The following is a 24,619-nucleotide window of genomic DNA, read 5'->3' as shown; positions in this document are numbered from 1 at the left end:
GAGGCGCCGGGACGGGGTCCGCAACGGTCGTGCCCTCACCGCCGCCAGGCCGAGATCGGATTGCCGAGCCAGCGGCTGTCGGCGGGCACCGCGTCGCCGCGCGTCACGAGCGAGCCGGGGCCCACCGTGGTGCGCGCGCCGATGCTCGCGCCCGGCAGCACGATCCCGTGCGGGCCTAGCGTCGCGCCCTCTTCGAGCGTCACCCGCGACATGGTCATGATCCGGTCGTGGAACAGGTGCGTCTGGACCACGCAGCCGCGGTTGATCGTCGCGCCGTCGCCGAGAGCGACCAGGTCGGACTCGGGCAGCCAGTAGGTGTCGAGCCACACGCCGCGGCCGATCTTGACGCCCATCGTGCGCAGCCACGCGGGCAGCAGCGGCGTGCCGCCGAGCGACCCGATCAGCCACGGCACCGCGAGCGCCTCGACGAACGTGTCGGCCAGCTCGTTGCGCCACACGAACGAACTCCACAGCGGGTGGTCGATCTCGCGGAACTTGCCGACCAGCAGCCACTTCGCCGCGGTCGCGGTGAGCGCCGCGACGATCCCGGCGGCCAGCAGCACCGGCCCGGCCAGCAGCGCGGCCGCCCAGAAACCGCCCCACGCCGCCAGCGCGAGCAGCGCGAACGCGACGCCGACGGTCAGCGCGACCGCGCACATCACCGGCAGGATCCGGCACAGCTCGACCAGCGCCCGCGCCGCCTTGAGGTGCAGCGGCGGCGTGTACGTGCGGCTGGTGTCGCTCTCCTCCACCGCGCGGCGCACCGGCAGCGGCGGCATGCCCAGGTACGACGAGCCCTTCTTCGCCTTCGCCGGCGTCGAGGACAGCACCCCGACCAGCCCGCGCTTCGGCACCGAACGGCCCGGCGCGGTCATCCCCGAGTTGCCGAGGAACGCCTGCTTGCCGATCCGCGCCGGGGCGGCGTGCAGCCAGCCGTGGCCCAGTTCGTAAGTGGCGACCATGGTGTCGTCGGCCAGGAACGCGCCACTGTCCACTTTGGTCATCTTCGGCAGCGCGAGGACGGTGGACGCCTCGACGTTGCGGCCGACCTTCGCACCGAGCAGCCGCAGCCACACCGGCGTGAACAGGCTGGCGTACAACGGGAACAGGCCTTCGCGGGCCATCCCCATCAGCCGCTCGGTGGCCCAGACCTGCCACGCCACGCGGCCGTGCACCGGGTGGTAGCCCTCGACCATGCCGACGCCCAGCGCGCGGACACCGGCCAGCACGAGCAGCGCGTACGTCAGGAAGTAGGCGACGGTCGCGACCGGCACGAACAGCAGCGCCTGGCCCAGCGCGGCGCTCAAGCTCGAGGCGCCGTCGACCGCGTACCCGATCACCGCGACGCCGGGCAGCGCGGCGATCCCGGGCAGCAGCCCGAGCAGCACCGAGGTCGCGCCGTACACCGAAGCCCAGAACCGCGAGCGCGGCGGACGGCTCGACGGCCACTTCAGCGCGTCCTTGACGTCCGAGCGCACCGCGGGCGAACCGGCCCAGCGCTGGCCCGCCGGGACCGCGCCGCGCACGGTCGAACCGGCGGCGATCTCCGCGCCCTTGCCGATCCGGGCGCCGGGGAACAGCGTGCTGCGCGCGCCGACCCGGGCCTCGGCCCCGATCCGCGTCTTGCCGATGTGCACGACGTCGCCGTCGACCCAGTGGCCGGACAGATCGACCTCGGGCTCCACCGCCGCGCCGCGGCCCAGCTTGAGGAAACCGGTGACCGGCGGCGGCGAGTGCAGGTCGACGTCCTTGCCGATGCGCGCGCCGAGCGCCTTCGCGTAGGTCGTCATCCACGACGCGCCCGCGACGCTGTCCGCACCGCTGAACTCAGCCAGCTTCTCGGCGGTCCACAGTCGCAAGTGGACACTCCCGCCGCGCGGGTACGTGCCGGGGCGCACCCCGGACAGCAGCACGCGCGCGCCGCCCGCGGCGATGGCGATCCGCCCCGCCGGGGTGAACAGCACGAGCCACGCGAGCGCCAGCCACGCCCAGTTCAGCGTCGGCGCCCAGGAAACGCCCAGCAGCGCCAGCACGTTCGAGCAGACGGCGGCGAGTGTGGTCCAGCGCAGCCCGACGAGGCCCATCAGCGGAATCATCAGCAGGGACTGCACGAGCCCGGCGCGGCGCGGCGTCGGCGCGATCTCGCGGCGCTCGGTCTCCTCGCCGCTCAGCGCGTCCAGCTTCGCGGCCAGCGCGCCGAGCTTCGGGTTCTGGTAGATGTCGCTGACCGACACCTCGGGGTGGCGGGTGCGGATGCGCGCGATGAGCTGCGCAGCGGTGAGGCTGCCGCCGCCGTTGGTGAAGAAGTCGGCGCTGGCGTTGCTCACCGACACGCCGAGGATTTCGCTCCAGCCTTCGGCGAGCCACGCCTCGGTCGGCGAAAGCCCGGCCGCGCTCGCGTCCACAGTGGACAGCGGCCACGGCAGCGCGTTGCGGTCGACCTTGCCGGACGTGCGGGTCGGCAGGTCCTCGATCGTCGCGAGCAGCGGCACCAGCGCGGCGGGCAGTTGCGCCCGCAGCCGGGTCGCGGCGTCGTCGGTGTCGAGGGTTCCGCCGTCCTCGGGGACGATGTAGCCGACCAGGACCTGGTTGCCCGCCTTGGTGCGGCGGACCGCGGCGGCGGCGCCGCGCACGCCGGGCAGCGCCTGCAGGGCCGCGTCGACCTCGCCCAGCTCGATCCGGCGGCCGCCGAGCTTGATCTGCTCGTCGAGCCTGCCGAGGAACAGCAGTCCTTCCGGCTCCGCGCGGACCATGTCGCCGCTGCGGTAGGCGCGCTCCCAGCCCATCGACGGCAGCGGCGCGAACTTCTGCGCGTCCTTCTCCGCGTCGAGGTAGCGGGCCAGCCCGGCCCCGCCGATGACCAGTTCGCCGGTCTCGCCCATGGCGACCGGCTCGCCCTCTTCGTTCACCACGACGAGCTGCCAGCCGACCAGCGGCAGGCCGATCCGCACCGGACCCTCGCCGGTCATCTGCGCGGCGCAGGCGACGACGGTCGCCTCAGTGGGGCCGTAGGTGTTCCACACTTCGCGGCCTTCGACGGCCACGCGCTCGGCCAGCTCCGGCGGGCAGGCTTCGCCGCCGAAGATGAGCAGACGGACGTCTTCCAGCGCGTCCGCCGGCCACAGCGCGGCCAGCGTCGGCACCGTCGACACGACAGTGATGCCCTGCGCGACGAGCCACGGGCCCAGGTCGACGCCGGTGCGCACCAGCGCGCGCGGCGCGGGCACCAGGCAGGCGCCGTGCCGCCAGGCCAGCCACATCTCTTCGCAGGAGGCGTCGAACGCGACGCTCAGCCCGGCCAGCACCCGATCTCCGGGGCCGATCGGCTCGTCGGTCAGGAAAAGCTGTGCTTCGGCGTCCACGAAGGCCGCCGCCGAGGCGTGCGTGACCGCGACGCCCTTCGGCTTGCCGGTGGAACCGGAGGTGAAGATGATCCACGCGTCGTCGGCCGGACCGGGCTCGCCGGTGGCACCGCTCGGGGTCCCGGCGGCGGTGATCTCGCCGTCGGTGGCGATCGCGGCGACGCCGGCCTCGCCGAACACCAGCTCAGCGCGCTCGTCGGGGTCGTCCGCGTCGACCGGCACGTACGCCGCGCCGACCGACAGCGTCGCCAGGATCGCGACGTACAGCTCGGCGGAGCCGGAGGAGATCCGGATGCCGACCCGGTCGCCGCGGCCGACGCCGTGTTCGCGCAGCTTGCGGGCGTACGCGTCGATCTCTTCCGTCAGCCGGCGGTAGCTCAGCGGACCGGTGCCGTCGTCGAGCGCGGCGGCGTTCGGGTGCTTCTCCGCGGTAGCGGTGAGGATGTCCAGGAGGGTGCGCTCGGCGGCCGGGGCGGCGGTCTCGAACAGAGCGGGCGAGAGCGCGGCCTCGACGGCGAGAGTCAGGGCTTCGGTGCTGCCGGAATCGGCGGTCAGCGTCACCGGGCCACCTCGGCGGCCGGGCGCGCTCCGGTATTCCGGAACGAACGGGACAGGGACGAACTCTGGGCGCGCAAGCCCATCACTCACCTTTCGCGAGCGTCATTCGGGCTTGCCGTCCGAATGAGGCGCCCGTAGCGACCGTCCACCTTACGCGGCAATCAAGCCCAGGTCGCGTCCGGGTAACGGCCGCGTGTCGGACGTCACCACATGCAGGTCCGGCAAGGGATAACCCCAATGTGGCATTGGGTGCATTGGACGAACCAGTGGCGCGCAGCGCCTCCGTTGAGGGTGGCGGCGGGGGCATGGATGGAGCACCCAATGTGGCATTCGGTGCGTCAGATGCACCCAATGCCACATTGGGGCGTTTGCCGGTCAGCGGTTGCGGGCCGCTTTTCCGCCCGCCTTCGGCTTCTGCTTCTTTTCGCGGACGCGCACATTCACCCGGACGGGACTTCCCGCGAAGCCGAACTGCTCGCGGAATTTCCGCTCGATGAACCGGCGGTAGCCGGCCTCGAGGAACCCGGTGGTGAACAGCACCAGCGTCGGCGGACGGATGCCCGCCTGCGTCGCGAACAGCACCTTCGGCTGCTTGCCGCCGCGCACCGGCGGCGGCGTGGCCGCGACGAGGTCGGACAGCCAGCCGTTGAGCTGGCCGGTCGAGACGCGCTGGTCCCACGACGACAGCGCCGTGCGCAGGGCGGGCGCGAGCTTGCGCACCGCGCGCCCGGTGAGCGCGGAGACGTTGACCTTCTCGGCCCACGGCACCCGCACGAGGCCGCGGTCCAGCTCGCGCACCATGGCGTACCGGCGGTCCTCGTCGACCAGGTCCCACTTGTTGAACACGAGCACGCACGCGCGGCCCGCCTCGACCACCATCGTCAGCACCCGCAGGTCCTGTTCGGTCAGCGGTTCCGAGGCGTCCAGCAGCACGAGCGCGACCTCGGCCGCGTCGATCGCGGTCTTGGTGCGCAGCGACGCGTAGTACTCCGCTCCGTCGGCGAAGTTGACGCGCTTGCGCAGGCCCGCGGTGTCCACGAACCGCCAGACCTCGCCGTCCAGCTCGACCAGCGAGTCGACCGGGTCGACCGTGGTGCCCGCGACCGAGTCGACCACCGAGCGCTGCTCGCCGGAAATCCGGTTGAGCAGGCTGGACTTGCCGACGTTCGGCTTGCCGACCAGCGCGACGCGGCGCGGCCCGGCGGTCACCGTGCCGGCTTCGCGCGGCGCTTCGGGCAGCGCGGCCATGATGGCGTCGAGCAGGTCGCCGGAGCTGCGCCCGTGCAGCGCGCTGACCGGGTACGGCTCGCCGAGGCCCAGCGACCACAGCGACGCGGTGTCGGCCAGCAACCGGTCGTCGTCCACCTTGTTCGCGGCCAGCAGCACCGGCTTCTTGGAGCGGCGCAGCACGCGCGCGACGGCCTCGTCGGTGGCGGTGGCCCCGACCGTCGCGTCGACGACCAGCAGCACCGCGTCCGCGGTCTGCATGGCCATCTCGGCCTGCACCGCGACCGAGGCCTGCAGGCCGGTGGCGTCGGGCTCCCAGCCGCCGGTGTCGACGAGCGTGAACCGGCGACCGGCCCAGAACGCGTCGTAGGCGACGCGGTCGCGCGTCACGCCCGGCACGTCCTGCACGACCGCTTCCCGGCGGCCGAGGATGCGGTTGACCAGCGTGGACTTGCCCACGTTCGGCCTGCCGACCACGGCGAGCACCGGCTGCGCGGCGGCCGCCCGGCCGTCGGCTTCCTCGGCCTCGATCTGCGCGTCGAGCGCGGCGAACTCGGACTCGTCCGACCAGCTTCCGTCGACCTCGCCGAGACCGTCCACCGCGCTGTCGGCGGCGTCAAACCCTGTCATCGTTTCCCACTTCACCTACGGCGTGGCGAACCCGTGTTCGCCGCGCCAGTCGTCCAAAGCCTGTACGAGCGCCGCGAGCTGCGCGCGGAGCTCTTCGGTGCCCTGGTCCAGGCCTTTGCGGCCCGGACCGACCTTCATCGCGAACGGCTCCCCGAAGAGGAGGTCCACGCGCGGGCGCCAGCGGCGCTTGCCGTCGGCGGGCTTGCGCGTCCCGCGGATCGCGATCGGCAGCACGGTGGCTCCCGAAGCGCGCACCAGCCACGCCGCGCCGCGTTCAGCGGCCCCGACGTCGCCCTCGCCGCGCGTGCCCTCCGGGAAGATCCCGATCGCCCCGCCCGCCTTGAGCACCCCGACCGCCGTGGTCAGCGGCGTCCGGTCGATCTCGCCCCGGCGGACCGGGATCTGGCCGATCGCCCGCAGGAACCGGCCTCCGATCCCCGTGAACAGCTCGGCCTTGGCCAAGAACGCGCTGCGCCGCGGAAGCATTCCGATCACCAGCTGCGGATCGGCGTTCGAGCTGTGGTTCGCGATCACCACGAGCGGCCCGTCGGCGGGCACCCGGTCGCGGCCGTGCACCCGGATCCGGAACGCCGGACGCAGATAATACCGGCCGGAGATCCGGCCGATGTCGTGCAGGAGGCCGTTCGCCCCCTCGGGGAGGGCGCCGCTCACCGGCTGACCCCGGCTTCGGCGGCGGCCGGTTCGGCCGGGCAGTCGCCGAGCAGGCCCCGGCCGCGGGCGAGTTCGGCCAGCGCGACGATCACCTGGTCGATCGTCAGCTCCGAGGTGTCCACCTGGACCGCGTCCCCGGCCGCGCGCAGCGGCGAGGCGGCGCGGGTGGAGTCGATCCGGTCGCGGCGCTCCACCGATTCGCGGGCGGATTCGACGCTCGAGGCGCGGCCCGCCGCGGAGTCCTGGGTGTTCCGCCGCGCGGCGCGGACCTCGGCCGAGGCGGTCAGGTAGATCTTGAGCGGCGAGTCGGGCGCGACGGTGGTGCCGATGTCGCGGCCCTCCACGACGATGCCGCCCTCGTCCTCGATCGCGTCGGCGATGATCCGGCGCTGGCGGGCGACGAGCACCTCGCGCACCTGCGGCACGGCCGACACCGGCGACACCGCGCCAGTCACCTCGGGGCCGCGGATCTCGGCGGCCACGTCCTCGCCGTGCAGCCGCACGTCCGGCCGCTCCGGGTCGGTGCCGAGCGCGAAGTCGACGTCGTGCGCGAGCGCGCCGATCGCGTGTTCGTCGGCGAGGTCGATCCCGGCCCGCAGCACGGCCAGCGTGACGACGCGGTACATCGCTCCGGTGTCGAGGTAGCGGGCGCTCAGCCGGCGGGCGAGCTTGCGCGCCACCGTGGTCTTGCCGGTTCCCGACGGGCCGTCCAGCGCGACCACCCCACGTAGGGCTCCCGTCACCGATGTTCTCCTCACGTTCGTCCCGCACTCCCGGTCCGGTTCATTCTGCCCGTAGCCGATCCCGGCACCTCAGGCGGTGTCCGCGGCGCAAGTTCGGGCAGCGCTAGACAAGCTAGCGTCGCTAAGTTAGCGTTGCACTAGTTCCTAGCAACGCTAACTCCCCGGAGGGTCCCCATGCTGATCGCCGCCTACGTCCTCGCCGCCATCCCCGTCCTCGGGATCATCTACGTCGGCTTCACCTACCTGTTCGCACCGGCGAAGACCGCCGCGACGTTCGGCCTGCGGGAGATCCCGACCGGCTCGACGGCGTTCTTCGAGATCAAAGGCGACCGCGACCTCGGCACCGGGCTGATCCTCGGCGTCGCGATGCTGGCGGGCAGCCCGCAGCTGGTCGGCTGGCTGCTGCTGGCCGCGACCGTCATGCCGGTCTGCGACATGCTGATCATCCTGCGACACAAGGGCAAGAAGGGAATGGCCTACGGCGTGCACGGCGCGACCGCCGCGCTCATGGCCGTGACGGCGGCGCTGTTCCTGCTGGGCTGAACGCCGCGAATCGGACAATGAGTTACCGTGGCTGACGTGAACGTCGAAGTCACCCCCCTTCCCGGAATCGGTGTCCGCAAGGACTTCGCCACCCGCGCGGGACGCCGCATCGGCGTCGTCACCCAGCGGGACGGCAAGATCGAGCTGATCGTCTCCAAATCGGACGATCCGGACGCCTGCCTCGCGTCGCTGCCGCTGACCGCGGACGAGGCGGGCGCGCTCTCGAACCTGCTGGGCGCGCCGCAGCTGGTCGCGCAGCTGAACGAGGAGCACCGCGAGCTGCCGGGCATCAACACGAAGCAACTGCCGATCACGTCGGACAGCCCGTTCGACGGCCGTTCGCTCGGCGACACCGCGATGCGCACGCGCACCAGCGTCTCGATCGTGGCGGTGATGCGGGCGGGCCAGGTGCACCCGTCGCCGACGCCGGACTTCCTCTTCACCGCCGGCGACCTGCTCGTCGTGGTCGGCACGTCCGAGGGCCTGGAAGCCGCCGCCAAGATCCTCAAGCACGGCTGATGGATCACACCGCACTCTCCCTGGTCGAACTCGGCGCGGTCTTCTTCGTGCTCGGCGCGCTCGGCAGGCTCGCCGGCCGGATCGGCCTCTCCCCCATCCCCCTGTACCTCCTCGGCGGCCTGTGCTTCGGCTCCGGCGGCCTGATCCCCCTCGCCGACATCGGCGATTTCGCCCACCTCGCCAGCGAAATCGGCGTGGTGCTGCTGCTTCTGCTGCTCGGCCTGGAGTACTCCGCGGCCGAACTGTTCACCGGCATGCGGCGGTCCTGGACCGCGGGCCTGGTGGACATCGTGCTCAACGCCGCGCCCGGCGCGGCGGTCGCGCTGATCCTGGGCTGGGGCCCGATCGGCGCGTTCGTGATGGCGGGCGTCACGTACATCTCGTCGTCCGGCATCATCGCGAAGGTCCTCGGCGACCTCGGCCGGCTCGGCAACCGCGAGACGCCGGTGGTGCTGTCGATCCTCGTGTTCGAGGACCTCGTGATGGCGCTGTACCTGCCGATCCTCACCGCGATCCTCGGCGGGGTCAGCCTGCTCGGCGGGCTGGAGGCGGTCGGCATCTCGCTGCTGGTGATCACCGTGGTGCTGGTGATCGCGCTCAAGTTCGGCCGGTACGTCTCGGCGCTGGTGGACAGCGACGACCGGGAAGTCTTCCTGCTCAAGATCCTCGGCGCGGCGCTGCTGGTGGCCGGGATCGCGTCGGCGCTGCAGGTGTCCGCCGCGGTGGGCGCGTTCCTGCTCGGCATCGCGGTGTCCGGGTCGACCGCGCACAACGCGACCCGGTTGCTGGAGCCGCTGCGGGACTTGTTCGCGGCGATGTTCTTCGTGGTCTTCGGGCTGAACACCAACCCGGCGTCGATCCCGCCGGTGCTCGGGTGGGCCGCGGTGCTCGCCGTGGTGACGACACTGACGAAGGTGGCCACCGGATGGTGGGCCGCGCGAAGGCAGAAGATCGGCCGGTTGGGCCGGGCCCGTGCCGGTGCGGCTTTGGTCGCGCGGGGCGAATTCTCGATCGTCATCGCCGGGCTGGCGGTGACAGCTGGCGCGGTGGACGGCGAACTGGCCGCGCTCGCTACGGCTTATGTGCTGCTGATGGCGATCCTCGGCCCGACCGCGGCGCGAGTGGTCGAGCCGATCGCGAAAGCCTTGCAGCGCAAGGCCGCCGCGAAGGAAACCGTCACCGCCAGCTGACGTCCGTGAGGGGCCCGTTGAGGGAATCTGATTCCCTCAACGGGCCCCTCACGGCTTTTGGGCAACGGTTCCAGTCCGTGAGGGCCACCTTCACGGACTCTGATTCCCTCAGGGTTCCCCTCACGGCCAGCAGCCGGTCGTGAGGGGAACCCTCACGACTTTCGTCAGCGCAGGTCGAAGCGCGCGGCAGCCGGAACGTGCGCCAGCGGACCCGCCGGAGCGGATTCCGTCCACGGGCGCGCCGGAACCGCGCCGACCAGCGGGACCCGGGCCGAGGTCTTGGCCAGGTCGATGGTCAGCTTCGGCGGATTCGCGGGCGCGGTGACGAAACCGTTGTCCGTACCGCCGATCACCAGTGCCAGCCGGTGTCCGGCCGGGACGACGTGGTCCGTGCTCGCGAGCCGGAACGTCATCGTGTACGCCTTGCCCGGCGTGAGCTTCGCTTCCCGGCTCAGGGACTGGTAGTTCGCCAGGTCCGCCCAGCCGCGGCTGATGATCGTGTAGTCCACGTTCTTCGTGTCCGCGCTGGTCACCTTGTAGCAGGCGCTGTCGCCGTCGGTGCTCGAACCCCAGCACGTGCGGTCCGTGCCGGTCACGATTCCTTCGCCAGGGCCCGAGAAGTTGCGGATCGTCGCCGGGCCGTAGTCCACCAGCGTCGCCGACAGGCGCGCGGTCGAGGTGCTCGGCGTTGCCGTCACGGTGATCGACGAGGTGCCCGAGACCTGCACCGGCGAGGTGAGCGCGGCGGTGCTGTAGAGCACGCGGTTCGCCGAGGTGGCCGACGGATTCGCCGCCCAGTCGTTCTCCCCCACCTGCGGGTTGTCGGTGAACGACGCGGTGCCCCGACTGCCCGCGGTGCCGAGCGTGCCGACGCCAGGCGTAGGGCCGGGCTGCGGACGCAGGACCGTGGCCTTAGTGCCCGGAGCCGGGTAGGTCGCTTCGTTCGCCCACTGGTCCGGCTGGCGCTCGACAGTCGCCATCGGTTCCTTCTCGATGCCGTTGTCGATGCCCATCAGGTAGTGGTCGAACCACCGGTGCAGGGTGTCGACCCACTCGGTGCGCCGGTAGTCGAACGGGTCGACGTGGCCGGTCTGCGCGAGCCAGATCTTGCGCTGCACGCCCTTCGCGGCGAGCGCGTCCCACCATTGGCCGTAGTTGATCGGCATGACGTTCAGGTCGTTCACGCCGTGCGAGACGAACACGCTGGCGCGCACGTTCTTCGCGTTCGCCACGTAGTCGCGCTCCGCCCACAGCGGACCGTAGTCGCCGTTCGCGGTCGCGCCGTCGGCGAGTTTCCGGTTCTGCGCCGAACAATCCTGGCCGCCGTTGCGCCGCTCGACGGTCTGCGCGAGCCCGTCCGGGTTGAAGCCGAACGAGGCGCCGTCCGAGCGGTAGTAGTCGTACCAGGAGCTGATCGCGGAGATCGGCACGATGGTCTTGAGCCCCTCGACGCCGGTCGAGGCGACGCCGTTGGCGATGGTGCCGTCGTAGGACTTGCCGATCATCCCGACGCCGCCGTCGCTCCAGTCCGCCGACATCTTCGTGCCGCCGGTTTTCGCGGTGTAGCCGGTCGCGCGGCCGTTCAGCCAGTCCACGACCTTCTTGGCCGACTGGACGTCCGAGCCGCCGCCGACGTCGACGCACCCGGTCGACCGGTTGGTGCCCGCCAGGTCCACGAGCACCGTCGCGTACCCGCGCGGCACGAAGTAGTTGTCGTAGAACAGCGGGAAACCGACCGGGCGGCCCTGCGCGTCGTAGGTCTTGAACTGGGTTTCGTTGCCGCGCCCCACTGAGGAGTAGTACGGGCTGGCGTCCATGACCACCGGGATCTTCTTGCCCGCCGCGGCCGGTTCCCTCGGCCGCACGATGTCGGCGGCGACCCGGTCCGGGACGCCGTCCCCGTCGCCGTCCCGGCCGATGTCGACCCACACGGTTTCGCGGATCGCCCCGGCGTAGTCGTACACCGGTTCGCTTCCGGTTCTCGCCGGGGCGGCCGTGGCGGCCGCCGGCACCACCGCTCCTGCGGCCAGCACCGCGGCGGCGCACAGCCCTGTCAGCACACGCATTCCCGTCGCCCTCCAGAGTCGTCGTCGGGTGCCGACAACTCAACCGGGGCACCGGTGCCCCGCATCAGGGCCGAAAGTGGGGAACCGGTCAGAGTCCCACGGTGCGGTACAGCGTGCCGACCTCGCCGCGGTTGAGCCTGCGGATGGTGCCCTGGCGCTGATTGCCGAGCTGCACGTCGCCGACCGCGGTGCGCACGAGCTTGCGGACCGGGTGCCCGGTGGCCGCCATCAGCCTGCGCACGATGTGCTTGCGGCCCTCGTGGATCACCAGCTCGATCATGCTCCGGCCGGAATGCATGTCCTTGACCCGGAACTGGTCGACCTTCACGATCCCGTCCGGCAGCTCCCAGCCCGCGCGCAGCTCCTTGCCCAGCCCGCGCGGCACCAGGCCCTCGACCTCGGCGAAGTAGGTCTTGAGCACCCGGTACGACGGGTGCATCAGCCGGTGCCCGAGGTCGCCGTCGTTGGTCAGCAGCAGCAGGCCCTCGGTGTTCTCGTCGAGCCGCCCGACGTGCACGACGCCAGGGGTCTCCTCCCAGCGGCCGCGCAGGTAGTCGCCGACGCACGGGCGGCCCCGGTCGTCCGACATCGTGGAGTGCACGCCCTTGGGCTTGTTGAACGCGAGGTACACGAGGTCGTCGCGGAGGTTGACCCGCGTGCCGTCGACGTGGATCACCGCCTCGTCCGGGTGCACGCGGCGGCCCAGCTCGGTGACGACCTCGCCGTCCACCTCCACCCGGCCGGCCGCGATCAGGTCCTCGGCCGCCCGGCGCGACGCCACGCCTGCCTGCGACAGGACCTTCTGCAGGCGGATGCCGTCGGGGTGTTCGTCAGATGTCATCGATGGTGTCCACTTCGGGTAGCAGCGGAGCGATCGGGGGAAGGTCGTTCAGCGACGACAGCCCCAGTCGCTCCAGGAACAGCTCGGTCGTCACGTACAGCGTGCCCGTGGTCTCCGGGTCGGTGCCCATCTCCTCGATGAGCCCCCGCGCCAGCAGGGTCCGGATCACGCCGTCCACGTTCACCCCGCGCACCGCGGCGACCCGGGCCCGGGTGACCGGCTGCCGGTACGCGATCACGGCGAGGCTCTCCAGCGCGGCCCTGGTCAGCTTCGACCGCTGGCCGTCCAGCAGGAGCTTCTCCACGAACGGGGCGTAGGTGTCCCTAGTGTAGAACCGCCATCCTTCGCCCACGCGCCGCAGGTCGATCCCGCTGGCCCGCTCGGTGAACTTCTGCGCCATCGTGCGCAGCGCGACGGTCACCCTTGCGACCGGCTGCCGCAGCGTTTCGGCGAGGGAATCCTCCGCGATCGGCGAATCCACGACGAGCAGCAGCGCTTCGAGGGCGGCTTCGAGCGCCTCGTCCGACTCGACGCTGGGCAGGCCGCTGTCCACGGCGACCAGTCCTTCGTCGTCGGCTGGCTCGGCTTCCGGCTCGGCATCCGGGATTCCGTCAGCTTCCGGTGCGGCTTCAGCGGTTTCCGGCTCGGCTTCGGGTTCCGGCTCGGCCTCGGCTGGCTCTGCGGCTTCAGGTTCCGGCTCGGCTGGCTCCGCTGCTTCGGGCTCCGGCTCGGCTGGCTCCACCGCTTCGGGTTCCGGCTCGACGGCGTCGACGGGCTCCGCCTCGGGCTCGTTTTCCGGCTGCGGCGCGGTTTCCGGCTCCGTCTCCTCAGACTCCTCGGCCTGGCCGACCGGTGCGCGGTCGTCTTCGGTGCTCACCCGTATTCCTCCTCCTCGGCCGCCGCGCGGTCGTGCTCGGCGGCGGCGGACGCCTCGGCCACGCTGCCGCCGGTCCAGCGGACGTGCAGTTCCGCCAGTGCCTCCAGCTGGTCGAACTGCACCGACGATTCGCGGTACAGCTCCAGCAGCGCGAGGAACCGGGCCACGACCTCCACCGTGTGCTCGCAGTCCGAGGTCAGTTCCTTGAACGTCGCCTGCCCGGCCTCGGCGAGCTTCAGCCGCAGCAGCGCGGCGTGCTCGCGCACGGACACCCGTCCCATGTGGATGTGCGCGATCGACACCTGCGGCGGCGGTTTCGGCCGGAACACCGCGACCGCGATCTCCGCGAACCGCTCCGGCGTGACGCCCAGCATCACCTCCGGCAGCAGCCCGAGATACCGCTCCTCCAGCGCCACCGACCGCGGGTACCGCCGCAGCGCGCCTTCTTCCAGCTCGCCGAACAGCGCGGCCACCTGCTTGTACGCGCGGTACTGCAGCATCCGCGCGAACAGCACGTCGCGGGCTTCCAGCAGGGCCAGGTCGTCCTCGTTCTCGACCTCGGCCGACGGCAGCAGCCGCGCGGCCTTGAGATCGAGCAGGGTCGCCGCGATCACCAGGAATTCGGTGGTCTCGTCGAGGTTCCAGTCCGGGCCGAGCGCGCGGGTGTAGGCGATGAAGTCGTCGGTGACCGTGTGCAGGGCGACCTCGGTGACGTCCAGCTGGTGCTGCGAGATCAGCTGCAGCAGCAGGTCGAACGGGCCCTCGAAGTTCTGCAGCCGCACCTTGAACTTCGAGGCGTTCTCGTCGGCGGCGGCGTATCCCTCGGGGATGGTCCCGCCGTGCACCGTCTCGTGCTCGGCCGGGGCTGCCTCGGGAGCCTCCGGAGCAGCGGTGTCCTCCGGAACTTCCGCGGCCGCGATGCTATCCGAGACTGCCGCTTCCGGCTCCGGCAGCTCGGCCGATGCCGGTTCGTCCATCAGCCCTCGGTTCCGCCGTCCTCGGCGCCGGACCGCAATCGCTGCACCAGCACGGATTCCTCGCCGCGCTGGTCGAAGTCGGCGAGCAGCACGGCGACCGCCTCGCGGACCAGCCGGCCGCGGTCGACGACCAGCTCGTGCTTGGCGCGGAGGTTCAGCCGGGCCTGCTCCATCGCGAGCAGTTCCTCGCCGGACACGTAGACAGTGATCTTCGCGTCGTGCTTGGTGCGCCCGGATCCGCTGCGCGCCGCGTTGCGGGCCAGCTGGTCGGTGTCCGCCGGAGCGCTCGGTGTGCTGCGCGGGACCACCGGTTCCGCCGGAGCGGGCACGGAGGGACGTTCTAGTGCTGGGGTCGCCGGGCTGGAGGTGAGGCGGAAGAGTTCCGACGCTCCGGGCAGGGAAGCGCGCCTGCTCACCGAGCGATCACCTCGCGGGCCAGCGCGCGGTAAGCCGCGGCGCCGGCGGACTTGGGGGCCCAGGTCGTGATGGGCTCGCCCGCGACCGTCGTCTCGGGGAACCGCACGGTGCGGTTGATCACCGTGTCGAACACGGTGTCGCCGAATGCCTCGACCACGCGAGCCATGACCTCCTTCGAGTGCAGGGTTCTCGGGTCGTACATCGTGGCGAGAATCCCCGTGATGTCCAGTTTGGGGTTGAGGCGTTCCTGCACCTTCTCGATCGTGTCGATCAGGAGCGCGACGCCTCGCAGACTGAAGAACTCGCACTCCAGGGGGATGATCACACCGTCCGCGGCGGTCAATGCGTTCACCGTCAACAGGCCGAGCGAGGGCTGGCAGTCGACAAGAACATAGTCGTAGTCGTTCATCACCGGACGAAGGACCCGTAACAACGTGTGCTCGCGCCCTACCTCTGCGACGAGCTGGACCTCCGCCGCGGACAGGTCGATGTTGCTCGGCAGCAGGTCAACGCCGTCGACGCGGGTTTTGCGGAGCACGTCCTCGATCTGGACCGAGCGCTCCATGATGACGTTGTAGACCGTCTGGTCCAGTTCGTGCGGCTGAATGCCGAGCCCGACCGACAGCGCGCCCTGGGGGTCGAAGTCGACCAGCAGCACGCGACGGCCGCATTCGGCGAGCGCGGCCCCGAGGTTGATCGTGGACGTGGTCTTGCCGACGCCGCCCTTCTGGTTGCACATCGCGAGCACCTGCGCCGGGCCGTGCCGCTCCAGCGGCGGCGGCTCGGGGATCTCGCGCAGCGGGCGCCCGGTCGGCCCGATCCCGCTCTCCGCGCGCTCTTTCGCCCGCATCCGGGCGCGTTCGGCGCGGGTCAGCGGCCGTTCCGGCTCGTCGCCCTCGTGGTCCGCCGGGGTGGCGATCCGCGCGTGCTCGAGGTTCGCCGCGGCCGAACCGGAGGTCCCGGCGGACCCGGCTGGCCCGGCTGGCGCTGCCGGGTCCTCCGGCTGGTTCGGGGTCGGTGTCGACATGGCGCGAAAGCTCCTTGTTCGGCGGGGTCTCCGGCAGCCTATGCGGATTTCCGGAGCACCGGCAAAGCGCCGCGCCGGACCGCGCGGGCCGAGTCACCGCAGCGTGGGAAGGCTCTAGGACGCCTTGAGCGTTCAGCCCAGCGCGCGCGGATGCGCGGTGGCGTAGACCTCTCGCAGCGTCGTCACCGTCACGAGCGTGTACACCTGGGTCGTGGTCACCGAGGCGTGGCCGAGCAGTTCCTGCACCACGCGGACGTCCGCGCCGCCCTCCAGCAGGTGGGTCGCGAACGAGTGGCGCAGGGTGTGCGGCGAGACCGCGGCGGTGATCCCGGCTCGCTCGGCGGTGTCCTTGAGGACCTGCCACGCACTCTGCCGGGAAAGCCGGCTGCCGCGGGCGTTGAGGAAGATCGCGGACGTGCCACGTCCGTTCGCGGCGAGCGCCGGGCGGGCGCGGACCAGGTACGCGTCGAGTGCTTCCAGCGCGGGACGGCCGATCGGCACCAGCCGTTGCTTGCCGCCCTTGCCGTCGAGCAGGACGGTGCGCTCGGTGTCGTCCACGTCGTCCACATCGAGCCCGACCGCCTCGGAAATCCGGGCTCCGGTCGAGTACAGCAGCTCCAGCAGCGCGCGGTCGCGCAAGGCGCGTTCGCCGTCCGGCGGCGGAGTGTCGAGCAGCTTGAGAACGTCCCCGACCGGCAACGCCTTGGGCAGTCGTTTCGCCGCGGCCGGCGGACGGACGTCGCGGGCCGGGTCGTGTTCGGTGAGACCGTCGGCGTGCGCGAACTTGTGCAGCCCCCGCACCGCGACGAGCGCTCGCGCGGCCGACGACGCGGCCAGCGGCTGGTGTTCCTCGTCGCCCTCGCGCAGCGCGGCGCCGAACGACGTGACGTGCGCGGGCGTGACCTCGGTCAGCCTCGCGACCCCCGCCGCTTCCAGATGGGCGGCGTAGCGGCGGAGGTCGCGGGAGTAGCTGTCGAGGGTGTTGCGGGCGGTGCCGCGTTCGACGACGAGGTGGTCGAGGTACGTGGCGATCGCGCCCCGCACCTCGACACCCGCTTCATCCACGCCGCCACTCTAGGACGGCACACCGACAGAACCGGGAAATTCAGCCCTCGGCCAGTCGGCGGGCGAACCGCGACGGCCGGTCCTGCCACGGCGCGTCGGCCGGGCGCGTCTCCGCCGCACCGGTCAGCACCGCGTGCGCCGACAGCACTCCCGAGACGGTCGCCCCGTTGACCAGCTCACCCGCCAATGCCATCCGGACCGCCTCGGCGAGCGGGAACTTCCGCACCACCAGGTCGGCCTCCTCCTCGCCGAGCACGTCACGGTCCACTTCGGACAGATCGCGCGCGAGGAAGACGCGCACCACCTCGTCGGTGAACCCGGGCGAGGCCGCGACGTCGACCAGCGTGTCCCAGCTGCCCGCGGCGAGCCCGGCCTCCTCGGCCAGCTCGCGCCGGGCCGCGTCGACCGGGTCCTCCCCCGGGTGGTCGATCAGCCCGGCGGGCAGCTCCCACAGCCTGCGCCCGAGCGGATGCCGGTACTGGTGGACGAGCGTGACGTTGTCCTCGCCGTCCAGCGCGGCGATCACGACCGCGCCGAGGTGCTCGACCACCTCGCGCTTGGCGGTTTCCCCGCCGGGCATCACGACGTCGTCGACCCGGAGGCCGACGACGCGTCCCACGTGGACGACCGTGCTGCCGGCCACGGAGAACTCGTGCGTGCCGGGCGCGCTCACCGAGCCGCCACGGGCGTCTCGGGCAGTTCGACCGGGAGCCGCTCGGCGACCTTGCGGTCCACGACGGCCTTCACGAACGCGCTGAACAGCGGGTGCGGCCGGGTCGGGCGGCTCTTCAGCTCGGGGTGCGCCTGGGTGCCCACGAAGAACGGGTGCACGTCCGCGGGCAGTTCGACGAACTCGACGAGCCGGTCGTCCGGCGAGGTGCCGGAGAACACCAGGCCCGCGTCGCCGATCTGCTTGCGGTAGGCGTTGTTCACCTCGTAGCGGTGCCGGTGGCGCTCGGACACCTCGCTTGCGCCGTACGCCTTGGCCACCTGCGAACCGGCCTTGAGCTTCGCCGGGTACGCGCCGAGCCGCATCGTGCCGCCCATGTCCCGCTCCCCCGCGACGACGTCGCGCTGGTCGGCCATGGTCGAGATCACCGCGTGCTTGGTGTCCTCGTCGAACTCGGCCGAGTTCGCGCCCTCGATGCCCGCCAGGTTCCGGGCACTCTCGATGACCATGCACTGCAGGCCGAGGCACAGCCCGAGCAGCGGCACGCCGTGCGTGCGCGCGTACTGGATCGCGCCGACCTTGCCCTCGATGCCGCGGATGCCGAACCCGCCCGGGATCAGCACACCGTCCACATCGGACAGCACGGACGCCGCGCCGGATTCGGTCTGCGCGTCGTCCGAGGCGACCCAGACGATCTCGACCTTGGCCCGGTGCGCGAACCCGCCCGCGCGCAGCGCCTCGGTGACCGAGAGGTACGCGTCCGGCAGGTCGATGTACTTGCCCACCACCGCGACCCGGACGATCTCGCTCGGGTTGTGCACGCGGTCGAGCAGGTCGCCCCACACCGTCCAGTCGACGTCGCGGAACGGCAGGCCCAGCCGGCGCACCACGTAGGCGTCGAGCGCCTCGCGGTGCAGCACCTTCGGGATGTCGTAGATCGAGCGCGCGTCCGGGCAGGCGATGACCGCCTCCGTGTCCACGTCGCACATCAGGCCGATCTTGCGCTTGAGGTCGTCCGGGATCTCCCGGTCCGCGCGGCACACGAGCGCGTCCGGCTGGATGCCGATGTTGCGCAGCGCGGCGACCGAGTGCTGGGTCGGCTTGGTCTTGAGCTCGCCCGAGGGGGCGAGGTACGGCACCAGCGACACGTGCAGGAAGAAGCACTGGTCGCGGCCGACGTCGTGGCGCACCTGGCGGCACGCCTCGAGGAACGGCAGCGACTCGATGTCGCCGACCGTGCCGCCGACCTCGGTGATCACCACGTCCGGCGCGACGCCGTTCTCGTCCGGCCCGGCCGCGGCGGTGATCCGCGCCTTGATCTCGTCGGTGATGTGCGGGATCACCTGGACGGTGTCGCCGAGGTACTCGCCGCGGCGCTCCTTGGCGATCACCTCCGAGTACACCTGACCGGTGGTGACGTTCGCCTTGCCGTCGAGAGAGCGGTCGAGGAAGCGCTCGTAGTGCCCGATGTCGAGATCGGTCTCGGCGCCGTCGTCGGTGACGAACACCTCGCCGTGCTGGAACGGGTTCATCGTCCCGGGGTCGACATTGAGGTACGGGTCGAGCTTCTGCATCGTCACGCGAAGCCCGCGCGAAGTGAGCAGCTGTCCGAGGCTGGACGCCGTCAGACCCTTACCCAGAGAGGAGGCAACGCCTCCGGTGACAAAGACATACTTGGTAGCCCGCGACTGAAGTCCCACGGGCCGCCAGCATATCCCACTCCCGCCAGGTCGCTCGCCGACGCCTCTTCCCGGCGCGGCGGAATCGGTTCGCCCTCGCCGCGCTAGGCTTCGCGGCGTGCCGAACCTCCGCGATGACCACTGGACCGCCCCGGTCGCGGGCGCCTCTCTGGACGCCGCGGTGCGCGTCCCCGGATCGAAGTCGATCACCAACCGGGCCTACGTGCTCGCCGCGCTCGCGAGCGCGCCCACCCGGGTGCGCCATCCGCTCGATTCGCGCGACACCCGGCTGATGCTCGGCGCGCTCGCCTCGCTGGGCGCGCGGTCGGAAGAGACCATCGACGGCTTCCTCGTGCACCCGCTCGGCACCATCAGCGGCCGCGGCGACGAGACCGAGGTCGTCCTCGGCAACGCGGGCACCGTGGCGCGGTTCACCCCGGCGCTCGCCACGCTCGGCGACGCCTCGGTGCGGTTCGACGGCGACGAGGCGATCCGCCGCCGTCCGATCGACCCGCTGCTGGCCGCGCTGCGCAAGCTCGGCGCGCGGATCGACGACGGCGGACGCGGCGCGCCGCCGTTCACCGTGGAGGGCACCGGCGGGCTGCGCGGCGGCCGGGTGGACCTCGATTCGTCGGCCTCCAGCCAGTTCCTGTCCGCGCTGCTGCTCGCCGGTCCGGCGTTCGAGCAGGGCGTGACGGTGCGGCTGGTCGGCGGCGCCCCGCCGAGCGAACCGCACATCGCGATGACGCTGGACATGCTGCGCCGGTTCGGGGCCACAGTGGACCGTACCGGCACGGAATTCCACGTGGAGCCGGCGAAACTCTCGTGCCCGGAGTACGTCGTGGAGCCGGACCTGTCCACCGCGGCCCCGTTCGTGGCCGCCGCGGTGGTCGGCGGCGGGACGGTCCGCGTGCAGGGCTGGCCGAAGCAGACCACGCAACCGGGCGACTGGCTGCGCGGCCTAGTCGCCGAATTGGGCGCGAAGGCGACCCTGGACGACACCGGCCTGTCCGTCACCGGCGGCGGCGCGTTCCCCGGCATCGACCTCGACCTGCACGAGGTCGGCGAACTGACCCCGGTCATCGCGGCGATGCTGTGCTTCGCCGAGAGCCCGTCGAGCATCACCGGCGTCGCGCACCTGCGCGGCCACGAGACCGACCGGCTCACGGCGCTGGCCACCGAGCTGTCCGGTCTGGGCGCGGGCGTCACGGAGCTCGAAGACGGCCTGGAAATCACCCCGGCTCCGATGCACGGCGGCGTTTTCCACACCTACGAAGACCACCGGCTGGTGATGGCCGCGGCGGTGCTGGGGCTGCGCGTGCCCGGGGTGCTGGTCGAGAACCCGGACACCGTCGGCAAGACGTTCCCGAAGTTCGTCGAGACCTGGACCGACGCCGTCAGCTGAGCATCCGGCGGATTTCGTCGGCGACCACCTCGGGTTCGGTGACGGGCACCAGGTGCCCGGATTTCTCCGCGATCCGATGCCGCCCGTGCGGCGAAACCCGTTGCGCGTGCGCGGCATTCGCCTGCGCGCGCACCGCGGCGTTCATCCCGTCCCCAGTACGCCCGCCGGACACGACCGTCACCGGACAGTCGCCCGGCGCGGGCGGATTCGTCCGCCAGGCAGCCAGCTCGTCGAGGAACGTCCGCGCCTGCTCGGTCTGCGTGCGCAGCACCTGCGGCGTAAAGCCTTCGCGCACCAGATCGCGCCGGACGTCCTCGGGCGCGGCACGCACCATGGGCCGGTACAAGAACTTCAGCAACCCAGTCGCCGCGAGAACCCGGCCAGTGCGGAGAAAAGCCCGCTCGGCACTGCGAAATCGGGGCGAGAACAAGACATCCGCCGCTTCGTCGGTCGGGTCGACCAGGACGAGACCCGCGATTTTCGCCGAGGTCCGGGACGCGGCGAGCCGCACGATCGGTCCCCCGGCGCTGTGCCCGACGAGCACGTACGGCCCCGGCCCGCAATGGCGCAGCAGGTCGACGAGGTCGTCGGCCATCCGGTCCAGCGTCCGCCCGGCCGGATCCGGCGCGCTGCGGCCGAGCCCGGAGCGGTCGTAGACCACCGCCCGCGCGAACTCGCCGACCAGCGGCTGCACGAGCCCCCACGAAGACCGGCTCGCGCCCGCCCCGGCCTCGAACACGACCGTCGGACCGGAGCCGGGACCGGGCAACACCATCGTGTACAGCCGTCGTCCGTCCCTTGTGGACACCCACTCCGGCTCGCCCTGCACGTGCGCCATCAGTGACCCCCTCCGCGCGAAGTTAGGGTCACCTTACTAGAAGGGGTCCAGCAGTGCGGGCGGCATGCCGGGCCGCGCCGGACAGGCACGCTGCCGCTGCGGGACAGGCGCGTTGCCGGGACAGCTGCGTTGCCGTGGCAGGCGCGCTGGCGCAGGCCGTGCGGGGCTGGCGGGCGGCCCGCCTCGAAGCCCGCTGCACCTGGCCGACGGGCGTAACAGCGTCGGCAGCGCGTCCGTCCCAGGTCAGCCCGCCGGACGCTCGTCCTGCTCGTCGTCGCCGAAGAGGTCGCGCAACGTCACCGCGCGGTTGACCCGGACGTGCTCGGCGGCGTACTCGCGCGCCCGCTCCACGTCGCCGGATCCGATGGCGTCCACCAGACGGCGGTGCTCGTCGAGCAGTTCGTCCCAGTGCTCGTTCTGGCTGGTCAGCCACCGCAGCTGGCCTTCGAGCGGATGCAGCATCGTGGTGAGCAGCCGGTTGCCCGAGACGGCGACGATCTCGTCGTGCAGCCTGCTGTTGACCTCGGAGATCCGCGCACCATCACCACTCTGGGTGACCCGCGCGGACTCGGCGAGCAGCCGCTCCAGCCGCCGCATCTCCGGCTTCCCGGCCCGTTCCGCGGCACGGGCGGCGGCGAGGCTTTCCAGCGCCTCCCGGACGTCGAACAGCTCCTCGACATCCACCCGCGCCAGCTGCCGCACCACCACCCGCCGAGGCGAGGGCACGACCACGAACCCCTCGGATTCGAGGCTGCGAATCGCCTCGCGCACCGGCACCCGCGAGACCCCGAGATCCTCGGCCAGTTCGCGCTCGACCAGCCGGTCCCCCGGCCGCAGCCGCCCGGTCAGGATCCGCTCGCGCAGCTCGTCGAGCACCCGGGCGCGCGTCGCCGCGAGCGGCTGCCGATCCTCGGTGGCGCCCACCGGTCCCCCTCTCGCCGACATCGGACATCGGCGAGTTTATCGGGTAGAGGGTTGACTCAGCAGCCACGCGGAGCGATATTTGGAATCCCAAGTTTGGGATACCAAAGCTGCCGGCACGTCGACCGGAGGTCTGCAATGACGCACGCCCCGTCCACCGAAACCAGCGCGACCCGCACCGCCGAACCCGATCCCCGGCTGTGGAACGAGGACCTCGCGCCCGCCAAGGAGCGCCGCTGGAAGGTGTACGACATCTTCGCGCTCTGGATGTCGGACGTGCACAACCTCGGCAACTACACCTTCGCCGCCGGGCTGTTCGTGCTCGGGCTGTCGGCCTGGCAGGTGTTCACCGCGCTGCTGTTCGGGTTCGTGATCATCTTCTTCGGGATGAACCTGATGGGCCGGATCGGGCAGCGCACCGGCGTCCCGTTCCCGGTGGTGGCGCGGATCAGCTTCGGCACGTTCGGCGCGAACCTCCCGGCGCTGATCCGCGCGGTGATCGCGATCTTCTGGTACGGCATCCAGACCTATCTCGCGAGCGTCGCCATCACGCTGCTCGTGCTGGCGATCGACCCCGGCCTGAAACCGTTGACCGAGCACAGTTTCCTCGGCCTGCACGCGCTCGGCTGGATGTGTTTCGTGGCGCTGTGGCTGGTGCAGGCGTTCGTGCTGACCCGAGGCATGGAGGCGGTGCGGAAGTTCCAGGACTGGTGCGGCCCGCTGATCTGGGTCGTGATGATCGCGCTCGCGGTCTGGATCCTCGCCGCGAGCCACTGGCACATCTCGTTCACCAGCAGCCCGCGGCGCCTGTCCGGCGGCGAGCAGGTGCGGCAGTGGTTCGGCGCGGCCGGGCTGATCCTGTCCACCTACGGCACGCTGATGCTCAACTTCTGCGATTTCTCCCGCAACGCCCCGGACCAGAAAACGGTGCGGCGCGGCAACTTCTGGGGCCTCCCGGTGAACTCGACGGCGTTCGCGCTGCTGTCGGTGATCGTCACCGCGGGCAGCCTGCAGGTGTTCGGCGAGGCGATCACCGACCCGGCCGAACTGCTCGCCAAGGTGCACAACACGCCGGTGCTGATCATCGGCGCGCTGACCTTCGCCATCGCCACCATGGGCGTCAACATCGTCGCGAACTTCGTCTCCCCCGCCTACGACCTGGCCAACATCTGGCCGAAGCGGATCTCGTTCACCGTCGGCGGGATGATCAGCGCCGTCGCCGCGCTGTGCGTGCTGCCGTGGAAGCTGTACTCGTCGCCGGTGGTGGTCAACTACTTCCTCGGCGGGCTCGGCGCGTTCCTCGGGCCGCTGTTCGGGATCATGATCGTCGACTACTACCTGATCCGCCGCGGCGAGGTCGACGTCGAGCAGTTGTTCGTCCGCGACGGCAAGTACCCCAAGGTGAATCCGCGCGCGATGGCGACCTTCTTGCCGTGCGCCGTGCTGTCCGCGGTGATCGCGCTGGTGCCGTTCTTCGCCCCGGCCGCGCCGTACTCCTGGTTCCTCGGCACCGCCAGCGCCGGGTTGCTCTACTACGCCGTTTCGTACCGCCAGCGGAGGGCTTGATGCGGATCCTCGTCACCAACTGCAACACCACCGAGGCCATGACGAAGGAGATCGAGACCGGAGCGCGGGCCGCAGCCAGCCCCGGTACCGAAATCGTCGCGCTGACGCCGAAGTGGGGCCCGGAATCGGCCGAGGGCTGGCTGGACAGCTTCCTGTCCGCGGCGGCGGTGCTGGACCTGTTGCGCACCACCGAGGAAACGTTCGACGCCGTCGTCCTCGCCGGTTTCGGCGAGCACGGCCGCGAGGGCGCGCGGGAACTGCTGGACGTGCCGGTGGTCGACATCACCGAGGCCGCGGCGCATCTCGCCGGACTGCTCGGCCGCCGGTACGGAGTGGTGACGACGCTGGACCGCACGTGCGGGCTGATCGAGGACAGCCTGCATTCGGCCGGAGTGGACCGGAACTGCGTCGCGGTCGTCGGCACCGGGCTGAGCGTGCTGGAGCTGCGCGACGAGGAACGGACCGAATCGGCCCTGCTCACCGCGGGATCGCGGGCCCGAGACGCCGGAGCCGAGGTGCTCGTGCTCGGCTGCGCCGGGATGACCGGGTTGGACCGCAAGATGTCGGCGATGCTCGACGTCCCGGTGGTCGACGGCGTCGCCGCCGCCGTCCGGCTCGCGGAATCCCTGGTGGCGCTGGGATTGCGCACCAGCCGGGCCGGGTCCTATGCCCGCCCGCTCGACAAACACCGGACCTGGCCCGGCGAATGACCGCTTGCCGCGCCCTCTCGCCTTCGCGTCCGTGAGGGGAACCCTGAGGGAATCAGAGTCCCTCAGCTTGAGTTTTAACCTTTGGTGTCCGTTTTCTTGGTGTTGCCGGGGTTGTG

At 71.4% G+C, this 24,619-nt stretch carries 21 protein-coding genes; 6 read left to right on the top strand and 15 right to left on the bottom strand.

The features are described from left to right. Window positions 1-35: 35 nt before the first annotated feature. The 4 genes from ACFORO_RS35290 to cmk all read right to left on the bottom strand — a co-directional run bounded on the left by ACFORO_RS35290 (window position 36) and on the right by cmk (window position 7,171). Entirely contained in the window at window positions 36-3,923 is a 3,888-nt protein-coding gene (locus ACFORO_RS35290) for a Pls/PosA family non-ribosomal peptide synthetase (RefSeq protein WP_377869734.1), read from the bottom strand. Window positions 3,924-4,295: 372 nt separating this feature from the next. Then, window positions 4,296-5,777, bottom strand: coding sequence for a ribosome biogenesis GTPase Der (der, locus tag ACFORO_RS35285; RefSeq protein ID WP_377869733.1), 1,482 nt, complete (start codon window positions 5,775-5,777; stop codon window positions 4,296-4,298). Window positions 5,778-5,792: 15 nt separating this feature from the next. Further along, window positions 5,793-6,449 carry a lysophospholipid acyltransferase family protein gene (locus tag ACFORO_RS35280; RefSeq protein WP_354745830.1) on the bottom strand — a complete coding sequence of 219 codons (657 nt, stop codon included), beginning with the start codon at window positions 6,447-6,449 and terminating at the stop codon, window positions 5,793-5,795. Then, window positions 6,446-7,171, bottom strand: a complete 726-nt coding sequence (gene cmk / locus ACFORO_RS35275) for a (d)CMP kinase (protein ID WP_354745910.1) — start codon at window positions 7,169-7,171, stop codon at window positions 6,446-6,448. The genes ACFORO_RS35280 and cmk overlap by 4 nt, the downstream gene beginning before the upstream one ends. 195 nt (window positions 7,172-7,366) lie before the next feature. On the opposite strand from cmk, the gene ACFORO_RS35270 reads away from it, so the two are divergent. From ACFORO_RS35270 to ACFORO_RS35260, 3 genes are read left to right on the top strand one after another with little or no spacing between them, the layout of a single operon-like run. After that, complete coding sequence (locus tag ACFORO_RS35270; protein ID WP_354745828.1) at window positions 7,367-7,735, top strand: DUF4267 domain-containing protein; 369 nt, start codon at window positions 7,367-7,369, stop codon at window positions 7,733-7,735. A gap of 36 nt (window positions 7,736-7,771) precedes the next feature. Then, window positions 7,772-8,254: a cation:proton antiporter regulatory subunit gene (locus ACFORO_RS35265; RefSeq protein ID WP_354745826.1), complete on the top strand. Its 483-nt coding sequence runs from the start codon at window positions 7,772-7,774 to the stop codon at window positions 8,252-8,254. After that, complete coding sequence (locus tag ACFORO_RS35260) at window positions 8,254-9,444, top strand: cation:proton antiporter (protein ID WP_344277524.1); 1,191 nt, start codon at window positions 8,254-8,256, stop codon at window positions 9,442-9,444. Before ACFORO_RS35265 ends, ACFORO_RS35260 begins: the two co-directional genes overlap by 1 nt. 164 nt (window positions 9,445-9,608) lie before the next feature. On the opposite strand, the gene ACFORO_RS35255 is transcribed toward ACFORO_RS35260, so the two are convergent. From ACFORO_RS35255 to ACFORO_RS35215, 9 genes are all read right to left on the bottom strand, one after another. After that, entirely contained in the window at window positions 9,609-11,510 is a 1,902-nt protein-coding gene (locus ACFORO_RS35255) for a Xaa-Pro dipeptidyl-peptidase (RefSeq protein WP_377869732.1), read from the bottom strand. An 88-nt stretch (window positions 11,511-11,598) separates the two neighbouring features. Continuing rightward, on the bottom strand, window positions 11,599-12,351 hold the full coding sequence (locus tag ACFORO_RS35250; protein ID WP_182896874.1) for a pseudouridine synthase: 753 nt from the start codon (window positions 12,349-12,351) through the stop codon (window positions 11,599-11,601). Next, window positions 12,341-13,228, bottom strand: a complete 888-nt coding sequence (gene scpB / locus ACFORO_RS35245) for an SMC-Scp complex subunit ScpB (RefSeq protein ID WP_377869731.1) — start codon at window positions 13,226-13,228, stop codon at window positions 12,341-12,343. The genes ACFORO_RS35250 and scpB overlap by 11 nt, the downstream gene beginning before the upstream one ends. After that, window positions 13,225-14,205: a segregation and condensation protein A gene (locus ACFORO_RS35240; RefSeq protein WP_377869730.1), complete on the bottom strand. Its 981-nt coding sequence runs from the start codon at window positions 14,203-14,205 to the stop codon at window positions 13,225-13,227. Before ACFORO_RS35240 ends, scpB begins: the two co-directional genes overlap by 4 nt. Continuing rightward, on the bottom strand, window positions 14,205-14,621 hold the full coding sequence (locus tag ACFORO_RS35235; protein WP_377869729.1) for a cobyrinic acid a,c-diamide synthase: 417 nt from the start codon (window positions 14,619-14,621) through the stop codon (window positions 14,205-14,207). The genes ACFORO_RS35240 and ACFORO_RS35235 overlap by 1 nt, the downstream gene beginning before the upstream one ends. Further along, entirely contained in the window at window positions 14,618-15,649 is a 1,032-nt protein-coding gene (locus ACFORO_RS35230; RefSeq protein ID WP_344277542.1) for a ParA family protein, read from the bottom strand. The genes ACFORO_RS35235 and ACFORO_RS35230 overlap by 4 nt, the downstream gene beginning before the upstream one ends. A 132-nt stretch (window positions 15,650-15,781) precedes the next feature. Beyond that, on the bottom strand, window positions 15,782-16,714 hold the full coding sequence (gene xerD / locus ACFORO_RS35225; protein ID WP_377869728.1) for a site-specific tyrosine recombinase XerD: 933 nt from the start codon (window positions 16,712-16,714) through the stop codon (window positions 15,782-15,784). Window positions 16,715-16,754: 40 nt separating this feature from the next. Beyond that, window positions 16,755-17,387, bottom strand: a complete 633-nt coding sequence (locus ACFORO_RS35220) for an NUDIX hydrolase (protein WP_354745816.1) — start codon at window positions 17,385-17,387, stop codon at window positions 16,755-16,757. Beyond that, window positions 17,384-19,084, bottom strand: a complete 1,701-nt coding sequence (locus ACFORO_RS35215) for a CTP synthase (RefSeq protein WP_354745814.1) — start codon at window positions 19,082-19,084, stop codon at window positions 17,384-17,386. Before ACFORO_RS35215 ends, ACFORO_RS35220 begins: the two co-directional genes overlap by 4 nt. 97 nt (window positions 19,085-19,181) lie before the next feature. Here ACFORO_RS35215 and aroA point away from each other — a divergent pair, with 97 nt between their 5' ends. Then, on the top strand, window positions 19,182-20,468 hold the full coding sequence (aroA, locus tag ACFORO_RS35210; protein WP_377869727.1) for a 3-phosphoshikimate 1-carboxyvinyltransferase: 1,287 nt from the start codon (window positions 19,182-19,184) through the stop codon (window positions 20,466-20,468). On the opposite strand, the gene ACFORO_RS35205 is transcribed toward aroA, so the two are convergent. Both ACFORO_RS35205 and ACFORO_RS35200 read right to left on the bottom strand, forming a co-directional pair. Beyond that, complete coding sequence (locus ACFORO_RS35205) at window positions 20,461-21,306, bottom strand: alpha/beta fold hydrolase (RefSeq protein WP_377869726.1); 846 nt, start codon at window positions 21,304-21,306, stop codon at window positions 20,461-20,463. The genes aroA and ACFORO_RS35205 overlap by 8 nt on opposite strands. A gap of 243 nt (window positions 21,307-21,549) precedes the next feature. Beyond that, entirely contained in the window at window positions 21,550-22,230 is a 681-nt protein-coding gene (locus tag ACFORO_RS35200) for a GntR family transcriptional regulator (RefSeq protein WP_377869725.1), read from the bottom strand. A gap of 135 nt (window positions 22,231-22,365) precedes the next feature. Between ACFORO_RS35200 and ACFORO_RS35195 the strand changes: the two genes are divergently transcribed. Together ACFORO_RS35195 and ACFORO_RS35190 are read left to right on the top strand one after the other, a co-directional pair. Beyond that, a complete protein-coding gene (locus ACFORO_RS35195; protein ID WP_354745806.1) occupies window positions 22,366-23,793 on the top strand; it encodes an NCS1 family nucleobase:cation symporter-1 in 1,428 nt (475 codons plus the stop codon). Further along, window positions 23,793-24,503, top strand: coding sequence for an aspartate/glutamate racemase family protein (locus ACFORO_RS35190; RefSeq protein WP_377869724.1), 711 nt, complete (start codon window positions 23,793-23,795; stop codon window positions 24,501-24,503). Before ACFORO_RS35195 ends, ACFORO_RS35190 begins: the two co-directional genes overlap by 1 nt. Window positions 24,504-24,619 lie beyond the last annotated feature (116 nt).

The organism is Amycolatopsis halotolerans (assembly GCF_042647905.1).
Lineage (GTDB): Bacteria > Actinomycetota > Actinomycetes > Mycobacteriales > Pseudonocardiaceae > Amycolatopsis > Amycolatopsis halotolerans.
Note: the sequence above shows the minus strand (reverse complement) of the source record. Positions and strands in the feature narration are given on the sequence as shown.

Excerpts from the sequence above, each read along its gene's own strand:
- ACFORO_RS35250 (WP_182896874.1), bottom strand. The coding sequence starts at position 12,351 with ATGACATCTGACGAACACCCCGACGGCATCCGCCTGCAGAAGGTCCTG.
- ACFORO_RS35240 (WP_377869730.1), bottom strand. The coding sequence starts at position 14,205 with ATGGACGAACCGGCATCGGCCGAGCTGCCGGAGCCGGAAGCGGCAGTC.
- ACFORO_RS35190 (WP_377869724.1), top strand. The coding sequence starts at position 23,793 with ATGCGGATCCTCGTCACCAACTGCAACACCACCGAGGCCATGACGAAG.
- ACFORO_RS35205 (WP_377869726.1), bottom strand. The coding sequence starts at position 21,306 with ATGGCGCACGTGCAGGGCGAGCCGGAGTGGGTGTCCACAAGGGACGGA.
- ACFORO_RS35260 (WP_344277524.1), top strand. The coding sequence starts at position 8,254 with ATGGATCACACCGCACTCTCCCTGGTCGAACTCGGCGCGGTCTTCTTC.
- ACFORO_RS35255 (WP_377869732.1), bottom strand. The coding sequence starts at position 11,510 with ATGCGTGTGCTGACAGGGCTGTGCGCCGCCGCGGTGCTGGCCGCAGGA.
- ACFORO_RS35270 (WP_354745828.1), top strand. The coding sequence starts at position 7,367 with ATGCTGATCGCCGCCTACGTCCTCGCCGCCATCCCCGTCCTCGGGATC.
- der (WP_377869733.1), bottom strand. The coding sequence starts at position 5,777 with ATGACAGGGTTTGACGCCGCCGACAGCGCGGTGGACGGTCTCGGCGAG.
- ACFORO_RS35230 (WP_344277542.1), bottom strand. The coding sequence starts at position 15,649 with ATGTCGACACCGACCCCGAACCAGCCGGAGGACCCGGCAGCGCCAGCC.
- ACFORO_RS35195 (WP_354745806.1), top strand. The coding sequence starts at position 22,366 with ATGACGCACGCCCCGTCCACCGAAACCAGCGCGACCCGCACCGCCGAA.